At 63.0% G+C, this 17,207-nt stretch carries 15 protein-coding genes; 12 read left to right on the top strand and 3 right to left on the bottom strand.

All coding sequences use genetic code 11. From position 1 onward, the window contains the following. Nucleotides 1-129 precede the first annotated feature (129 nt). A complete protein-coding gene (locus ACQ4W6_RS05880) occupies nucleotides 130-507 on the top strand; it encodes an HPF/RaiA family ribosome-associated protein (RefSeq protein ID WP_436566245.1) in 378 nt (125 codons plus the stop codon). 277 nt (nucleotides 508-784) lie between these two features. Next, nucleotides 785-1,750: a diguanylate cyclase gene (locus tag ACQ4W6_RS05875; RefSeq protein ID WP_436566317.1), complete on the top strand. Its 966-nt coding sequence runs from the start codon at nucleotides 785-787 to the stop codon at nucleotides 1,748-1,750. A 1-nt stretch (nucleotide 1,751) separates the two neighbouring features. On the opposite strand, the gene ACQ4W6_RS05870 is transcribed toward ACQ4W6_RS05875, so the two are convergent. Continuing rightward, the gene (locus ACQ4W6_RS05870; protein WP_436566244.1) at nucleotides 1,752-2,366 is read right to left on the bottom strand and encodes a DUF5610 domain-containing protein; all 615 of its coding nucleotides are present in this window, start codon (nucleotides 2,364-2,366) and stop codon (nucleotides 1,752-1,754) included. A 153-nt stretch (nucleotides 2,367-2,519) separates the two neighbouring features. Here ACQ4W6_RS05870 and sbcB point away from each other — a divergent pair, with 153 nt between their 5' ends. Then, on the top strand, nucleotides 2,520-3,974 hold the full coding sequence (gene sbcB, locus ACQ4W6_RS05865) for an exodeoxyribonuclease I (protein ID WP_436566243.1): 1,455 nt from the start codon (nucleotides 2,520-2,522) through the stop codon (nucleotides 3,972-3,974). A gap of 55 nt (nucleotides 3,975-4,029) precedes the next feature. Here sbcB and pyrF read toward each other — a convergent pair whose 3' ends face one another. After that, nucleotides 4,030-4,854, bottom strand: a complete 825-nt coding sequence (gene pyrF, locus ACQ4W6_RS05860; RefSeq protein WP_436566242.1) for an orotidine-5'-phosphate decarboxylase — start codon at nucleotides 4,852-4,854, stop codon at nucleotides 4,030-4,032. A 166-nt stretch (nucleotides 4,855-5,020) separates the two neighbouring features. On the opposite strand from pyrF, the gene ACQ4W6_RS05855 reads away from it, so the two are divergent. The 5 genes from ACQ4W6_RS05855 to ACQ4W6_RS05835 all read left to right on the top strand — a co-directional run bounded on the left by ACQ4W6_RS05855 (nucleotide 5,021) and on the right by ACQ4W6_RS05835 (nucleotide 8,738). After that, nucleotides 5,021-5,635, top strand: a complete 615-nt coding sequence (locus tag ACQ4W6_RS05855) for a LemA family protein (RefSeq protein ID WP_436566241.1) — start codon at nucleotides 5,021-5,023, stop codon at nucleotides 5,633-5,635. Nucleotide 5,636: 1 nt separating this feature from the next. Then, on the top strand, nucleotides 5,637-6,461 hold the full coding sequence (locus tag ACQ4W6_RS05850; RefSeq protein WP_436566240.1) for a TPM domain-containing protein: 825 nt from the start codon (nucleotides 5,637-5,639) through the stop codon (nucleotides 6,459-6,461). Then, entirely contained in the window at nucleotides 6,461-6,982 is a 522-nt protein-coding gene (locus ACQ4W6_RS05845; protein ID WP_436566239.1) for a TPM domain-containing protein, read from the top strand. Before ACQ4W6_RS05850 ends, ACQ4W6_RS05845 begins: the two co-directional genes overlap by 1 nt. Before the next feature lie 19 nt (nucleotides 6,983-7,001). Next, nucleotides 7,002-7,766, top strand: coding sequence for an SDR family NAD(P)-dependent oxidoreductase (locus ACQ4W6_RS05840; protein ID WP_436566238.1), 765 nt, complete (start codon nucleotides 7,002-7,004; stop codon nucleotides 7,764-7,766). 546 nt (nucleotides 7,767-8,312) lie between these two features. After that, nucleotides 8,313-8,738 (top strand): VanZ family protein, encoded by a 426-nt coding sequence (locus ACQ4W6_RS05835; protein WP_436566237.1) that lies wholly within the window; start codon nucleotides 8,313-8,315, stop codon nucleotides 8,736-8,738. A gap of 38 nt (nucleotides 8,739-8,776) precedes the next feature. Here the strand turns inward: ACQ4W6_RS05835 and ACQ4W6_RS05830 are convergent, their stop codons facing one another. Further along, nucleotides 8,777-10,294: a dipeptidase gene (locus ACQ4W6_RS05830; protein WP_436566236.1), complete on the bottom strand. Its 1,518-nt coding sequence runs from the start codon at nucleotides 10,292-10,294 to the stop codon at nucleotides 8,777-8,779. A 208-nt stretch (nucleotides 10,295-10,502) separates the two neighbouring features. Between ACQ4W6_RS05830 and ACQ4W6_RS05825 the strand changes: the two genes are divergently transcribed. The 4 genes from ACQ4W6_RS05825 to ACQ4W6_RS05810 all read left to right on the top strand — a co-directional run bounded on the left by ACQ4W6_RS05825 (nucleotide 10,503) and on the right by ACQ4W6_RS05810 (nucleotide 17,119). Further along, on the top strand, nucleotides 10,503-11,501 hold the full coding sequence (locus tag ACQ4W6_RS05825; protein ID WP_436566235.1) for an LLM class flavin-dependent oxidoreductase: 999 nt from the start codon (nucleotides 10,503-10,505) through the stop codon (nucleotides 11,499-11,501). 351 nt (nucleotides 11,502-11,852) lie between these two features. Then, the gene (locus tag ACQ4W6_RS05820; RefSeq protein ID WP_436566234.1) at nucleotides 11,853-14,030 is read left to right on the top strand and encodes a TonB-dependent siderophore receptor; all 2,178 of its coding nucleotides are present in this window, start codon (nucleotides 11,853-11,855) and stop codon (nucleotides 14,028-14,030) included. 51 nt (nucleotides 14,031-14,081) lie between these two features. Next, nucleotides 14,082-16,097: an arylsulfatase gene (locus tag ACQ4W6_RS05815; protein ID WP_436566233.1), complete on the top strand. Its 2,016-nt coding sequence runs from the start codon at nucleotides 14,082-14,084 to the stop codon at nucleotides 16,095-16,097. After that, the gene (locus tag ACQ4W6_RS05810; protein ID WP_436566232.1) at nucleotides 16,094-17,119 is read left to right on the top strand and encodes a formylglycine-generating enzyme family protein; all 1,026 of its coding nucleotides are present in this window, start codon (nucleotides 16,094-16,096) and stop codon (nucleotides 17,117-17,119) included. Before ACQ4W6_RS05815 ends, ACQ4W6_RS05810 begins: the two co-directional genes overlap by 4 nt. Nucleotides 17,120-17,207 lie beyond the last annotated feature (88 nt).

Genomic DNA, 17,207 nt, shown 5'->3' with positions numbered 1-17,207 from the left:
GAAATACCTGAAAGAGGAGTAATATGACTTACGTAAGTGAGGTCATGTACAGAGGTCATGTGCATGAGGCAAGAGCCAGGCCGTAGCACGCCTGTGATGGGTTTTTTTTGAATTGACAGGAGTAAGCATATGCAAATCAATATTCATACCGACAGCACCATCGCCAACACCGCCGGACTGAACGAACATGTGCAATCCGTACTGGAAGCCGCACTGAATCGCTTCCGCGACAACCTGACCCGCATCGAAGTCCACCTGAGCGACACGAACGGCCCGAAAGGCGGCGCAGACGATATCCGCTGCGTCATGGAAGCACGCGTTGCCGGCTATCAACCGATTGCTGTCACCGAACAGAATGCCACCGTGCACCAAGCCGTTGCCGGCGCCACCGACAAGTTAAAACGCGCCATCGATAGCGCCCTGGGCCGCCTGCAAGACAGCAAGCGCCACGCCACCGGCAAGAATGCCGTGCTCGATACGACGCAAGCGGAAGAAGCCGCCGAATAATTTCTCCATCGACAGCAGTCACCAGAGACCAAGGCAGCCGTTCAAGGCTGCCTTTGCACATCCGGGGCCGCCTGCTGCAGCACATTCCCTGCGCGACAACTTTATTATTAAAATAGAAAATATTTCAACTGAATAACACGCCAATGAAATAATTGTCGTATTTCTCACAGAAAGTGACTTCCAGCAAGGCTTTGCCGTTACGGTCGAGTCAGCTTTACGCTATCATGAAGAGACCGGCGCGCTGCATGCGCGGCACGGGCTTTTTGAAAGTATGACTGTGGAACAGATCGGCAACTTCGGCGCTTCAGGCTGCAACATCGGCGATTTACAGCTATTTCGCGATGGCGCGGATAGCCAGACGACCGCCATGCTGGCGCCCTGCCCCGTCATGCGCCTCGAAGCGGGCGAAGCCATCACCGACACGCGCGGCGCCAGCCTGTACATCGTCCTGCGCGGCTCGCTGGCAGTGGCCGCCGACACCCACACGGGCATGGATGACGGCACCATCAGCAAGATCTTGCCCGGCGAAAGCGTGGGTGAACAATCGGTACTCGACGAAGCGAGCAACCTGGCCGCCATTTCCGCACTCGAAGAAACTGATTTACTGGTGATCGACGCCGCCATCGTCTGGGAATTGATCGAACAATCGAACGGCCTGGCGCGCAACCTGCTGCGGCTATTGTCCTTCCGCATCCGCGCCGCCAACGCCTTGCTGCGCCGACGCCAGAAACTGGGCGAATTCTACCGCCAGTTGTCGATGGTCGACAGCCTCACGGGCCTGTACAACCGCGCTTGGCTGACCGACTTGCTGCCCAACATGATCGTCACGGCCCACGGCAGCAGCGCGCCGCTGTCGCTGGTGATGATCGACCTCGACCATTTCAAGCGTTTCAACGACACCCATGGCCATCAGGCTGGCGACCAGGCCCTGCGCATCGCCGCGCAAGTGCTGGGCGCCGCCCTGCGGCCCACGGATTTTGCCGTGCGCTATGGCGGCGAGGAATTGATGGTGATTTTGCCCGACACCAATGAAAACGTGGCCCTGCGCGTGGCCGAACGCCTGTGTGTGCGCATGCAGCAAGCCATCATCTTCGCCGACATGCGCAGCGCGCTGCCACACATCACGGGCTCCTTCGGCGTGGCCAGCCTGGCCCAGGAGCAGGACGACCATGCATTGATCGCCGCAGCCGACGCGGCCTTATACCGCGCCAAGGCAGGCGGGCGCAATAGAGTAGCGCTATAAATCAGGCTGCCTTACTGTCGGCCGGCGTGGCGGCCTCATCCTTCTTGCTGCCGTGCGCGGCGACAAAATCCGCATAGCCCTTTTGCACCAGCGCATACGTCTTGTCGATATTGCTGGCGATATCGCCGCCCAGTACTTTCAAGCCGTCCAGGATGTCGCGCGCTTCCTTGAAGCCTTTTTCCATGCCGCCACTGATGGTGTCCATGAATTTCGCCAGGGCGGCATCCTCATCCTGGCCGGGATTCTGTTTCTTGTAGGCTTCAAAAAACCCCGTCGACAGCGCTACAATGCGGCTCGCCGTCGCTTCGGCGCTGTTGTCTTGCGAAGCCGCGTTCTCGATGGCATCGTCGCCATATTGGCCCTGCAGCGCTTCATTGATGCTGGTGATGGCCGATTTGTAGACCAGCGCCAGCGGATCGTTCTGCGCGCCGATCGACACATTCAGCGACGCCTGCATGATGGACGCGTTCAATTGTAGCCGTGCACGGGTATTGACGCTCATTTCAGTGCTGCTGGCGTCCTTCTGCTGGACTTTATCTTCCTTGCCGGCAGCACTGCTACTGACGGAACTCAGGGAAGCGGCGGAATTGCTGCCTGCGGTGATGGGAATTGACACGATAAGCCTCCTTGAACGGGCAATATATGCCACCATGCGAGTACCGCAACGATGACCACCCTCTCGTGTAGTATCGGCAGGTTTTCAGAAAACTGAAGCGGCGCCTTTTTTGCGGCCCAGATAACCATTAGCAACATTAAGCAACGACCATCAATGACTACCCAGACCTTTCTTTGGCACGACTACGAAACCTTTGGCATCCAGCCGCGCCGCGACCGTCCGGCCCAGTTCGCCGCTATCCGCACGGATGCCGAACTCAACGAGATCGGCGATCCCATCATGCTGTATTGCCAGCCTGCCAATGATTTCCTGCCCGATCCGCAGTCGTGCCTGATCACGGGCATCACGCCGCAGCAATGCCTGCAACTGGGCGTGCCCGAGCAGCAGTTCGCCGCCACCATCGAGGCGGCGTTCTCGGAGCCGGGCACCATCGGCGTGGGCTACAACACCATCCGCTTCGACGATGAAGTCACGCGTTTCCTGTTCTGGCGCAACCTGATCGATCCGTATGCGCGCGAATGGAAGAACCATTGCGGCCGCTGGGACATCCTCGACGTGGTGCGCATGACGCACGCGCTGCGCCCGGAAGGCATCGCCTGGCCCAAGCGCGACGATGGCCAGACCAGTTTCAAGCTGGAACACTTGAGCAAGGCCAATGGCCTGGCCCACGAAGCGGCGCATGATGCCTTGTCCGACGTGCGCGCCACCATCGCCCTGGCGCGCCTGATCAAGCAAAAACAGCCAAAACTGTTCGAATTCTGCCTGGCGCTGCACAAGAAGGACAAGGTCGCCAGCGAAATGGGCATGCACCTGGCAGCAGCCGAGCGCCAGCCTTTCCTGCACGTGTCGGGCATGTTCCCCGCCGAACGGGGCTGCCTGGGCATCGTCTGGCCGCTGGCCACGCATCCGGGCAACAAGAACGAGATTCTCGTCTGGGATTGTGAGTACGACCCGCGCGAACTGTTTGCCCTGGACGCCGACACCATCCGCACGCGCTTGTTCACGCGCAAGGATGCCATGCCCGAAGGCATGACGCGCCTGCCCGTGAAAAGCGTGCATCTGAACAAGTCGCCCATGCTGGTTAGCAACTTGAAGACCCTGTCGCCCGCCATGGCGGCGCAATGGGGTATCGATGTAGACGCCGCCCGCGCCAACGCCCGGCTGGCCGCCACGGCGCCGAACATGGACGCCATCTGGGCCGAAGTGTTCCAGCGCCCGGGCGCAAGTACTGCCGGCGCCGTGGACGTGGATGAAGATCTGTACAACGGCTTTGTCAGCAACGATGACCGCCGCCTGCTCGAATCCTTGCGCCGCGAGACGCCGGCCAAGCTGGCCGCCGCCCGCCCCTCGTTTGCCGACGAGCGCCTGCAGGAATTGCTGTTCCGCTACCGCGCCCGTAATTTCCCGCAAACCCTGAGCGAAGCGGAAAGCCTGCGCTGGGAACAGCACCGCGCCGCCCGCCTGTTCGACGGCGGCGGCGGCGCCCGCACCATCGAAATGCTGTTTACGGAGATCGACGTGCTGTCGGAATCGGTCGATGAGCGGGGAGAAGAAATTTTGGGCGAGTTGTACGATTACGCGGAAATCGTCGCGCCGCAGCGTGACTAAATGCAAAATGCCGGGCTAGCCCGGCATTTTGCATTGTTGATGGCGCTCTTAAGCCTTAAGCCGCGCGGTGTTGATTGATCGCATCGCGCGTTTCAATGGCCACGCGGCGCGCGGCGGCGGCGAAATCTTCGCCGTCCTGCGGCTTGGCGTAGATGATGGCGCGCGAAGAGCTGATCATCATGCCCATGCCGTTCGCCGTCTGGCCTGCGCCGACGGTGGCGGCAATGTCGCCACCCTGGGCGCCGATGCCGGGCACCAGCAGCGGCATGTCGCCGACGATGGCGCGCACTTGCGCCAGTTCTTCAGGGAAGGTGGCGCCGACGACGAGCGCGCACTGGCCATTCTTGTTCCACTTTTCAGCCACCAGGCGCGCCACGCGCTGGTACAGCGGCACGCCGTCCGTGTCGAGAAATTGCAGGTCGGAGCCGCCCGGGTTCGAGGTGCGGCACAGGATGATCACGCCGCGATCGGTCCACGCCAGGTAGGGGTCGAGCGAATCCTCGCCCATGTAGGGGTTGACGGTGACGGCGTCAGCGCCGTAGCGCTCGAACGCTTCGCGCGCGTATTGCGTGGCCGTGGCGCCGATATCGCCCCGTTTCGCGTCGAGGATCAGCGGGATGTGCGGATACTGCTCGCGCACGTAGCGGCAGATGTCTTCCAGCTGCTTTTCCGCACCTAGCGCGCCAAAATAGGCGATTTGCGGCTTGAAGGCGCAGGCCACGTCGGCCGTGGCGTCGATGATGCGCGTGCAAAAGGTGGTGATTCCATCGGGCGCATCGCGCAGTTCCGCCGGCATTTTCGCCAGGTCGGGGTCCAGTCCCACGCACAGCAGGGAATTATTGGCCGTCCACGCGGCGGATAATTTATTGATGAAATTCACGGCACACCTTCTCTATATTCAGTTGCAAACCCCGTATTGTAACGCGGCGCAGGGTTGCCACTGCAGTGAACCCCGGCGCCAGAGCGGCTTGGCGCGCTTATTAAACCGACATCGCGGGCTGTTTCAGGTATATTTGCCTCACCTCCCATTACGCACGGAACCTATCATGCAAATTACCAATCAAATCACCAAATGGCTGCGCCTGGCGCTGAGCGTCAGCGTCCTGGCCGGCATCCTGACGGGCTGCGGCTACAACGACTTCCAGACCAAGGACGAGGCGACCAAGGCCGCCTGGGGCGAAGTGGTCAACCAGTACCAGCGCCGCGCCGACCTGATCCCCAATCTGGTAAACACCGTCAAGGGCTATGCCACGCACGAGCGCGAAACGCTCGAAGCGGTGACCAAGGCGCGCTCTGCCGCCACCAGCTTCCAGATCACGCCCGAAGTGCTGAACGATCCGGCCGCGTTTGCCAAGTTCCAGCAAGTGCAGGGGCAATTGTCGTCGGCCCTGTCGCGCTTGATGGTAGTGGTCGAAAAATATCCGGATTTGAAGGCCGATACCAGCTTCCGCGACTTGCAGTCGCAGCTGGAAGGCACGGAAAACCGCATCACCGTGGCGCGCCAGCGTTACATTACTGCTGTGCAAGATTACAACGTCCATGCGCGCAGTTTCCCGAACAACATCACGGCCATGATCTTTGGCTACAAGGTCAAGCCATCATTCACGGTGGAGAATGAAAAAGCCATCTCGACCGCGCCAACCGTCGACTTCGGCAAATAAGATGAAAGCCTGGTCATCTCTGGCGGCGCTGGCAACGGCGCTGCTGCTGTGGACGATGCTCCCGGCCAGCGCGCAGGATCTGGTGGCAGTGCCGCCGCTGGCGGCGCGCGTGACGGACGACGCCGGCATGCTCGACGCCAAGCAAAAGGCGGCGCTGGAAGGCGTGCTGGCCGACTACGAAGCCAAGACGGGCAGCCAGATCGCCGTGCTGCTGGTCAAGAGCACGGCGCCCGAAGCGATCGAGCAATACAGCATCCGCGTGACGGATGCCTGGAAGCTGGGCCGCAAGGGCGTCGATGACGGCGTGCTGCTGATGGTGGCGAAAGACAATCCGCCGGCCTTGCGCCGGCTGCGCATCGAAGCGGGCCGTGGCGTGCAGGGCGTGCTGACGGACGCCCAGTCGAAACGCGTCCTGCAAGACGTGATTGCGCCGCATTTCAAGCAAAATGATTACTACGGCGGCCTGGTGGCCGGCGTGGGCGCGATTGCCACCTTGCTGAACCAGGAGCAATTCCCCGCCCCGGCGCAGCAAAAAGCGCCAGCGACGGTGGCAGCGGGTGGCCTGACCTTCTGGCTGCCGCTGCTGTTCTTCGGTTTTCTCATCGTGCTGACAGTATTGCGCTCGCGCGGCGGGCCTACGCGGCTGCAGCGCGGCAGCAACTGGACCAGCGGCGCCACGGGCGTGGTGCTGGGCAGCATATTGAGCCAGGCGCTGAATAACCGCGGTGGTGGCGGCTTCGGCGGCGGCGGCGGATTTGGCGGCGGCGGTGGTTTCGGTGGCGGCGGCGGCGGTTTTGACGGCGGCGGCGCCTCGGGAGATTGGTAATGACGAAACAACTATCGTTTGGACAGCGTTGCGGACGGGCATTGAAGCATTTGCGCGGCACGCCGGCGACGGCGCGCCATGCGTTTCCTGAACGCACCCTGAAAGGCATCGAGGCGGCCATCGCCGATGGCGAAAAGATGCACCAGGCGGAAGTGCGCCTGATCGTCGAAGCGGCCCTGACGCCTGGCATGGCGTACCAGGGCGTGAGCAACCGGGAGCGCGCGCGTGAACTGTTCGCCCAGTATGGCGTGTGGGATACGGAAGACAATGTTGGCGTGCTGATCTACATCAACCTGGCCGAGCACCAGGTCGATATCGTGGCCGACCGCAACGTGGGCCGGCGCGTGACGCCGGAGCAATGGCAAGGCGTATGCCGCACCATGACCGGGGGTTTCAAGGATGGCAATTACCACGACAGCACCCTGGAAGCCTTACAGCAGCTAAATACTTTGCTGCAAAGTCACTTTCCGTCCGATGGAACACGCGGCAACCAGTTGCCGAACGACGCTATCCTCCTTTGATTCCTGCCCGGGAGCCATCATGAAACTCGCCCATAAAACCGCCATCGTCACGGGCGCCACGCAAGGCATCGGCCTGGCCTGCGCCACCCGCCTGATCGCCGAAGGGGCGCAGGTGATGCTGGTCGACATCAAGGAAGAAGGCGCGCAGGCGGCCGCCGCACTGGGTCCCCAGGCGCGTTTTTTCTGCGCCGACGTCAGCCAGAAGGCCGATGTCGACGCCATGCTGAAGGAAACCCTGGCCCACTTCGGCCACATCGACATTCTCGTCAACAACGCGGGCGTCACGCATGCCGCCGATTTCCTCGATGTATGCGAGGACGATTTCGACCGCGTCATGCGCATCAACCTGAAATCGATGTTCCTGTGCGGCCAGGCCGTGGCGCGCGAGATGGTCAAGCGCAACAGCGGCTGCATCATCAACATGTCCAGCGTCAATGCGAAGCTGGCGATCCCGAACCAGGTGCCGTACGTGGTGTCGAAGGGCGCCATCAACCAGCTGACCAAGGTCATGGCCCTGAACCTGGCGCCCCACGGCGTGCGCGTGAACGGCATCGGCCCGGGCACCATCCTGACGGAACTGGCCAAGCAGGCAGTGTTGTCGAGCCCGCAAGCGCGCCACACCATCCTCTCGCGCACGCCGCTGGGCCGCTGCGGCGAACCGGAAGAAGTGGCCGGCATCGCCGCCTTTCTCGCCAGCGACGACGCCACCTACATGACGGGCCAGACCATCTATGTCGATGGCGGACGCATGGCGCTGAACTACACGGTGGCCGTGAAGGAATAAGGGTAGATGGCGCAGTTATATCAAAAAACGATAATGGATATCTGAAAAGACCATTAGACATATATCGTGCGACGCAGCATAATGCACCTGTCTCCACTATTCTCCTCCAAGAAAATAGTTTTAAGCCCGCTTTCATCAGCGGGCTTTTTTTTTGCTGCCCGCCCCTAAAGCATGGCCATTCCTGCCATGAAGAACACATTCCCGGCCACTATGCCTGCCGCAAAAAAATAGTGCGGCGTGTCATGGCCCCGTCATTTTCGCCCCCTATACTTGCTTCATCTGCTGTACAGGCAACCGATATGCCTGACTACAGACAGGTGTGCCGCCATGGCACACCACTCCCTTTCAGGACTGTGGCGCGCGCCGGCAAGGCGGGCGACATGGTTAGCACTGAGCAACGCTCAACTCTTGACCCATTTCATTTGGGTTTTTGGCCCGCGCCCCCGCGGGCTTTTTTTTGCCTGCAAGGCATGCCCTTGCGCAAAAACATGGCCGTCCAGCACGCGCATGATATTGTTGCTCCCTTTCCATCTCCCCTCACGCATCATGCCCGCACCACTGCTCCAACTCTGTTTTGCCGACCGTTACGAACGCCTGCGCTTGCGCACGGCACTGGTCCTGTACCTGCTGGTGATCCTGATCGGCGACATCCCCGGCATGCGCGCCGACGTGGGCCAATATGCCTCGGGCGGGGTGCTGCATTCCTTCGGCTATGGCGTGCTGGCGCTGATCCTGTTCAGCGGCATCGGCGGCAGCATGGCGCGCCGCGCCCTGCTGTCGGTGCTGATGGTGGCGGCCATGGGCGCACTGGACGAATTCATCCAGAGCTTTCTATCGTATCGCCACGGCTCGGTGCGCGACTGGCTGGTCGATATGGCGGCCGCGGCGGTGGTAGCGCTGCTGCTGACGCTCCTCTGGCCAAAAATGGCCGCTGCCGCCCTGGGCAAGAGTGCCCCCCTGCCCGAGGCCTGAGCTTGCCCATGCCGAGAGGGCACGCGCCGTGCGCCCGCCTATTGCGCCAGCTCGATCAACACGGCCGTGTACATCTGCAAGTTCAGCAACAGTTGCTTTTCCGTAATGAATTCATGCTCGGAATGTCCCGTGTAGACGCTGTGCGGCATGGCTGGGCCAAAGCTGACGGCGTTCGGGAACAAGCGCGAATTGGTGCCGCCGCCGATGGCCACCGGTTGCGGATCGGCCATGCCCGTGTAATGTTCGAAGACCGACAGCAAGGTGGGAATCTGCGGCGCCGCCGTCTGCAGCCACGGTTCGCCAATCTGCACCTGCAGCGCCGCCGGTATCTGGCGCCGCGCCTTCCAGCCGTCCACTGCGGCCGCCACTTGCTGCTGCAAGAGTTCGCTCGTCTTGCCTTGCGGGCGGCGCAGGTTGATATTGAGTTCCAGTGCGCTGCCATTTTGCTTGAGCACGGTCGGCGCCACCGTCATCGGCCCCATGAAGCCGTCGCGGTAGGCGATCTGGCCAAAGCGCTCGCCGTAGATGCCGGTGCCCACCAGTTCATTCAGGAACGACTGCATGTCGGCCGCCTGCGTGCCCTGCCATGGCTGCACGGCCAGGGCATCGGCCAGCATGCTGATGGCGTTGACGCCATCTTCCGGCTTTGACGAATGGGCCGATACCCCCAGCGCCGTCACCGTCAAGCGCTCACCGTCACGCGTGAACGTGTAGCGCATGCCCTTATGCTGATGCTGCTGCGCGCGGGCTCGGATGGCCGCTTCCAGCGTTGCCGGCGCGTGCTCGATGACGGCACTGGCGTCTTCCGGGATCTGGCTGGCGAAAAAGCCGCCCGTCAAATTCGCCAGCACGGGGCCACTCCCCACCGGCATGGCCGTGCGCGGCGGCAAGGCCAGCTTGATCGAACCGTAGCCCTTCTCGGCCGTCACCACCGGGTATTCCGCGTCGATGGTGATGTTTACCTGCGGCGGCGTGTGGGTCTTGAGAAATTGTTTCAACGGCTCCCAGTCCGACTCCTCGGCCATGTAGACGTAAAGCTCGATGCGCTTGCTGAGTGGCACCTTTTTATCCTGGATGGCTTTCATCGCGTACAGGGCCGTGGCGATGGGGCCCTTGTCATCTTCCGTGCCGCGCCCCAGCAGCTTGCCCGGTTCGCTGGTGCGGTCCAGCTCGAACGGCGAGCGGGCCCACTTGGCGGGATTGACCGGTTGCACGTCGCCATGCGTGATCACGCCCACGCGCTCCCTGCCAGTGCCCATGCCGATCACCAGCACGTGGCCATGATCGTGAAAGTCAAACCCCAGGCGCTGCGCCTCTTGCCCCAGGTAGTGCTTGAAACCCGCATGCTGGGGATTGTCGGCAAACGGCACGGCCGGGTCGGCCACCGTGTTGTAGCTGACCATTTTTGCCAGGCTGGCGATCAGCGGTTCGGGATAGGTGGCCAGCGCGTAGCGGGCCGTTTCCTGCGCCTGCACGCTGACGGGCGCGGCGTGAACGGAAAAAGCGAATGGGATCAGCAAGCTGAGCAGGGTCAGGCGGACAAGTTTCTTGGACATGATACGACGCAGGCAATAGGGAGACACACTCTAGCATTGCCTTGCCGGCTTTCCAATCAACATGAGTTTTTTACCGATCAGTACGCAAATTCCCGATTCGCCTTATGATGTGTCCAAGCCGTCTTCCCCGCCAAGGCTGACCCTGCTGCTATCAGGGGATAGACAAATCGTCCATTGTGATTTCCCACCACGTCCCGATATCGCTACTATGATTCCATTTTCCATACTCGACCTGGCCCCCATCGCCGAAGGCAGCGACGCCAGCCAGTCGTTCAAGAACACGCTGGACCTGGCGCAGCACGGCGAACGCTGGGGCTACAACCGTTACTGGCTGGCCGAACACCACGGCATGCCCGGCATCGCCAGCGCCGCCACGGCGGTGGTGATCGCCCATGTGGCGGCTGGCACCAAGACCATCCGCGTGGGCGCCGGCGGCGTGATGCTGCCGAATCACTCGCCGCTGGTCATTGCGGAACAGTTCGGCACACTGGAAGCGCTGCATCCGGGCCGCATCGACCTGGGCCTGGGCCGCGCGCCCGGTTCAGACCAGACCACGGCGCGCGCGCTGCGCCGCGATTTGCAGTCCGACGCCGAGCAATTCCCGCAAGACGTGCTCGAATTGATCGACTATATGTCCGACGAGCCGCGCCAGCGCGTGCTGGCCGTGCCCGGCAAGGGCGCCAAGGTGCCCGTGTGGATATTGGGTTCGAGCCTGTTCGGCGCGCAACTGGCGGCCCACCTGGGCTTGCCATATGCATTTGCCTCGCATTTCGCGCCGCAAATGATGCTGCAAGCCGTGGCGTATTACCGCGAGCATTTCAAGCCATCGGCGCAACTGGCCAAACCGTACGTGATGCTGGGCTTCAATGTGTTTGCCGCCGACACGGATGCCGAGGCGCACCTGCGCGCCACGTCGATGCAGCAGGCGTTTGTCAACCTGCGCACGGGCCGTCCGTCGCGCCTGCAGCCGCCCGTGCCCGGCTACCTGGAACAGCTGGGGCCGCAGGAACGCGCCATGCTCGACTCCGTCCTGTCGTGCACGGCCATCGGCGCGCCCGCGACAGTCAAGGCGAAGATGGCGGCCTTCATCGCCGAGACAGGTGCCGACGAGCTGATGATCACTTCGCAAATCTTCGAGCACCAGCACCGCCTGCGCTCGTATGAAATCACGGCGCAAGTCCACGCGGAACTGGCGCGCGCGCAGTAAGGTTCAGTTTTCTCTCCCAGGTATATCCCCTTATACCCGTATACCCTTTTCCCGGCCGTCGGCAACGCTCGCCGGGATTTTTTTGCCTGCAACATTTACCAGCTTACCTTATACGAAAACAGTCGTTCCATAAGGTTAAGCCGAACTCTATGATGTTCCTCGTTGAAACAGCCGTTACCACGGCTTGACCGCTCTGGCATGCCCGGGCGGAACACTGATTCCCCCGCCCTGCTATCCGCACAGGGCACCACGCAGCATCACCCTCACCACCCTTCAGTGGCCAAGCTGGCCAGGCCGCAACACGCCTGTCCGCATGACATGAACCGCATCCTTTACACGAAAGCAGACGCAATGAAGCAACGACAGGCAGCGCAAGGCTACCGGACACTGAGCCTCCTCACCACCCTGATGCTGGGCACAGGCCTGCAGGCGCAGGCGGCAAGCGATACGGCAGACGCGACGACCGAATCGGCTATCGCCGCCGCCGCGGCCGGCCCCGTGGCCGTCATCACCGTCAATGGCGACCGCGCCCCGGCGGAACGGCTGGCGGCGGGTGCTCTGGGCGCGCGCTCGGACCTGGAAACGCCGTTTTCCACGGCCCTGGTCGGCAGCGCGCAGATCGAGGACCGCCAGATCAAGAGCCTGGGCACCCTGTTTGCAGACGATGCCTCGGTGGCGTCGAAAGGCGGCACTTATACGCAAAGCGCCTACGCCGTCAGCGTGCGCGGCCTGACCCTCGATTTTACGAATGGCTACAAGATCGATGGCCAGCCCTTCCAGATGTACGGCGTGGAATTGCCGCTGGAAATGTTCGAATCGGTGCAGTTGCTGAAGGGCGCCACCGGCTTTTTGTACGGTTTCAGCGCGCCGGGCGGCATCATCAACTATGTCTCGAAAAAGCCCGTCGAGCAGCCGCTGTTCAGCGCCGACATCGGCTATACGGACAGCGGCGTGTTCAGCCAGCATATCGATGCGGGCGGGCGAACGGGCGAGGATGGCCGCTATGGCTACCGCGTCAACCTGTCGCACGAGCAAGGCGAGACGTATAACGGCGCCTACCTGCGCCGCAAGGCCGGCGCGCTGGCCGTCGACGCGCGCGTGCAGCCGGGCCTGACCTTGAGCGCGCAGCTGCTGTACCAGGAGCGCGACTTGCAAGGCGGCGTGCCGACCATGTCGCTGGCCGTGTATCCCGTGCGCAGTGCCCTGCCCCAGCCCGTCAGCGGCAAGCGCGACCTGGGCGCCTACGCCAGCAGCTATTACGACTCGACCATGTGGCTGGCCAGCACAGCCCTGGCATGGAAGATCAATGCCGACTGGCAAGCCAATTTCAGCTATGGCCACACGAAAAAAAGCATCGACAGCGCGTATGAAACGCTGTATCTAACCAGCCAGTCGGGCGACTACAGCAACCGCCTGAACCCCTTCTACGCGCCCACGCTGACGTATGACTCGCTGCAAGGCATGCTCGAAGGCAGCATTCATACCGGCGCCATCGTGCACAAGATCGCTGCAGGCTTTAATTATCAGACGCTGGACCGCACGCTCAACGTGACGCCGTCGCTGAGCATTTTCAGCAGCAAGACCACGGGCAATCTGTACCAGGCACCGCCCGTGCTGGTCGATACCTCGAACGTCAACCGCCATGCCTTCTACACCATTTCCGACTACACGCAGAAATCGGTGTTCATCAGCGATACGGTCGAATTCGCGCCGCACTGGTCGCTGCTGGCCGGCCTGCGCTATCTGGACTATAAGAACAACAACTTCGCCGCCAGCGGTGCGCGCACGACCAGCTATCACAAGAAACCCGTCACGCCCACCGTGGCCCTGCTGTACCAGCCCTCAAGCAACCTGACCTGGTACGGCAATTATGTGGAAGCACTGGAAGACGGCGGTACCGTATCGAATGTCTATGCCAATGCCAATGAAGTGCTGGCGCCCCTGAAAAGCCGGCAGGTGGAATTCGGCCTGAAAGCCGACCACGCCAAATGGGGTGCCAGCGCCGCCTTGTTCCGCATCAAGCGCGGCGCCGCGTACGCCGACTACAGCAGCAACAGCCAGGGCATCTATATACAGGGCGGTGAACTGCGCTACCAGGGCCTGGAACTCAATGGCCGTGCCGATCTCACGCGGGACATCGAAGCGACTGCCGGCGCCACCTGGCTCGATGCCAGCTATCAGGCCACCAGTCCTGCCATCGTCGGCAACCGCGTCGAAAGCACGCCGCGCTTCCAGGCCGCGCTGGGCGTGAACGCCAAAGTGCGCAGCGTCCCCGGCCTGTCGCTGCACGCCAACGCAAGCTATGTGGGCGCGCAGGCAGCCAACAGCGCCAATGCCTGGAGCGTGCCAGCCGTCACCCTGGCCAGCCTGGGCGGCGCCTACCGCAGCCGCCTCGGCGAAAACGCCGTCAGCTACCGCCTGGAAATCAGCAACCTGGCCAACCGCGTCTACTGGAATTCCACGGGCTCCAACGCGCTGCAGGCGGGCGCGCCACGCACCATCTCGCTGAACGCCCGCATCGACCTGTGACCCTGTGCTCCATTCCACCTCATTTGATACACCTCAATGATGAAAGTTCCCATGACGACTCCCCTTCCCCGCCGCCACGGCCGCAAGCTCGGCGCCATCCTCGCCTTGAGCGGCCTGGCCGCCACCCTCAGCGCCTACGGTGCGCTGGACGTGACGCCCACTGCCACCATCCTGGCTATGCCGGCCACGCCGGCCGCGCCGGCGGCCAAGCGGCCGAACATCCTCTACATCATGGCCGATGATCTCGGTTACTCCGACATCGGCGCCTTTGGCGGCGAAATCGAGACACCGAACCTCGATGCGCTGGCGCGCGGCGGGCGCCTGCTAACGAACCACCACACGGGCACCGTCTGCGCCATCACGCGCTCGATGCTCATTTCCGGCACCGACCACCACCTGGTAGGCGAAGGCACGATGGGCGCGCCGCGCGACGAGCGGCGCGGCCTGCCCGGCTATGAAGGCTATCTGAACGACAGTGCCCTGTCGGTGGCGCAATTGCTCAAGGATGGCGGCTACCACACCTACATGGCAGGCAAATGGCATCTGGGTTCGAGCATTCCCGGCGGTCCGGCCGACCAGGGCAAGACGCCCGACCAGTGGGGCTTCGAGCGCAGCTACGCGCTGCTGCCGGGCGCAGCGCGCAATCACTTCGGCCACGAGCCTGCCGATTCGCGCAACTACACGGAAGACGGCCGCTATGTGCGCCCCGGCGAGCCGAGCACGCCGGGCGGCAGTCCGGAAGCGTTCTATTCGACCGATTTCTATACCAAAAAACTGATCAGCTATATCGATGCGCAGCGCGGCGACGGCAAGCCCTTCTTTGCCTATGCCGCCTACACGGCACCGCATTGGCCGCTGCAGGTGCCGGAACCCTACCTGAGCAAGTACAAGGGCCGCTATGACCAGGGCTACGACGTGGTGCGCGCGGCACGCATCGCGCGCATGAAGACGCTGGGCATCATTCCTGCCGACTTCACGCCGTTCGACGGCGTGCCCGACCTGACGGCACGCACGCCGGCCAGCGCCAACAACGACACGCCGCAGGCGCGCTATGTGAACGCCAACCATGGCGCGAAACAAGGCTATGTCGACCATGGCCCCGGCACCGTCAACAAGCGCTGGAGCAGCCTGACGCCGCTGGAGAAAAAGGCCCAGGCGCGCTACATGGAAATCTATGCCGGCATGGTGGATAACCTCGACCACAACATCGGCCTGCTGATCCAGCACCTGAAGGATATCGGCGAGTACGACAATACCTTCATCATGTTCCAGTCCGACAATGGCGCCGAAGGCTGGCCCATCAATAGCGGCGATGACCCGAAAGTGACCGACGAAGCCAACGCCCAGCCCGAGGCCTATGCCCAGCTGGGTCGCGACAATGGCAAGGCCAGCGCGCAGCGCCTGCAATACGGCTTGCGCTGGGCCGAGGTGAGCGCGGCGCCGTTCCGCAACGTCAAGGGCAACTTCCACGAAGGGGGCGTCTCGACGCCGCTGATCGTGCGCCTGCCGGGCCAGCAGCAGCCGGGCGCCACCCTGCGCGACTTCACGTTCGTGACCGACAACACGGCCACCTTCCTCGACCTGGCCGGCATCGCCGCGCCAACGCAAGCCGCGCCGGCCGACATCGATGCGACAACAGGACGCGACCGCAACTTGGGCAAGGTCGTGTATGGCACGCGCCATGTCTACCCGATCACGGGCAAGTCGCTGCTGCCGCTGCTGCAGGAACGCCACGCCGGGCCCGTGCATACGGCGCCGTTCGGCGATGAATCGTACGGCCGCGCCTACTTGTTCAGCGCCGATGGCCGCTGGAAGGCCGTCTGGGCGGAGCCGCCGCAAGGCCCCGTCTCGGGCGCCTGGCAACTGTTCGACCTGCACACGGACCGCGGCGAAAACTATGACGTGGCAGGCCAGCACCAGGAACTGACGGCCCAGCTCGTGGAACAGTGGAAAACCTATATGCGGCAAGTGGGCGGCGTCGAACCGCTGCGTCCCGCTGGCTTCTATGGCATCAAGTTCCCGACGGACGCCAAGGAGGACAAAAAAGCGGCGGCGGCCCGCCCATGAGGCAGCACATAGCTCCCCTGGCGGCGCTGCTGCTGGCCAGCCTGCACCTGGCTGGCTGCGACAGGCTGCCGTCGGCCCAGGCCGCCGCCCATCCCGTGCCGGCAACGCTGGGCAGCGAAGCGCTGTGCGCGGCCGGCACGGGCTTGCCCGCAGGCTGGGGCCGCCTGCGTCAGGCGGGCATGGCCTGGATACCACCGGGCAACTTTACCCTGGGCAGCCAGCGTGGTTATCCCGATGAACGCCCGGCCACGGCATCACAGGCGGTGGCCGGCTTTTGGATAGACCAGACGGAAGTGAGCAACGCCCAGTTCGCCACGTTCGTGCAAGCGAGCGGCTATGTGACGCAGGCCGAAAAAGAAGGCGGCGCCGTCGTCTTCCACCAGCCCACGGCGGACGAGCTACACCAGCGCCCGTATGCATGGTGGAATTATGTGAAGGGCGCCGACTGGCGCCATCCCACCGGCCCCGCGTCGAGCGCGCCGCCGGGCAACACGCCCGTGACCCTGGTCACGCAAGCCGACGCGCTGGCCTACGCGCGCTGGCTGGGGCGCGACCTGCCCACAGAAGCGGAATGGGAATACGCGGCCAAGGCGGGGCGTAGCGATGCCGAACTGGACAAGGCCCCCGTCGACAGCCAGCGCCGCCCCACCGCAAACTACTGGCAGGGACCATTTCCATTAACCAATACGGAGCAAGATCACCACGCGGGGCTGGCGCCCGTCGGCTGCTACCAGGCCAACGGCTTTGCCTTGTACGACATGATTGGCAACGCCTGGGAATGGACGCGCGACGCCTACAGCGGCGCCCATCAGGCCCATGCCAATGGCGACACGGCGGCCGTGGTGGCGGCATCGCGCGGCAACACGCCACGCCCACCGAACCAGCCGATGGTGATCAAGGGCGGCTCCTTCCTGTGTTCGCCCGACTTTTGCGTGCGCTACCGCGCCTCGGCCCGCGAAGCGCAGGAAGCGGACCTGGGCGCCGCGCATATCGGCTTTCGCACAGTGCTGCGCGACGCCTGAGCTCGCTGCCGGGCGCGGCCCATTTTGGCCACGCCCGGCAGGAAATACGCAGCCCCGCTATCATGCTGATCCAAAAGCATGATTCCAA

The organism is Janthinobacterium woesei, from assembly GCF_051380875.1.
In the GTDB taxonomy this organism is placed as follows: Bacteria; Pseudomonadota; Gammaproteobacteria; order Burkholderiales; family Burkholderiaceae_D; genus Janthinobacterium.
This window is presented reverse-complemented; position numbering and strand designations above follow the sequence as displayed.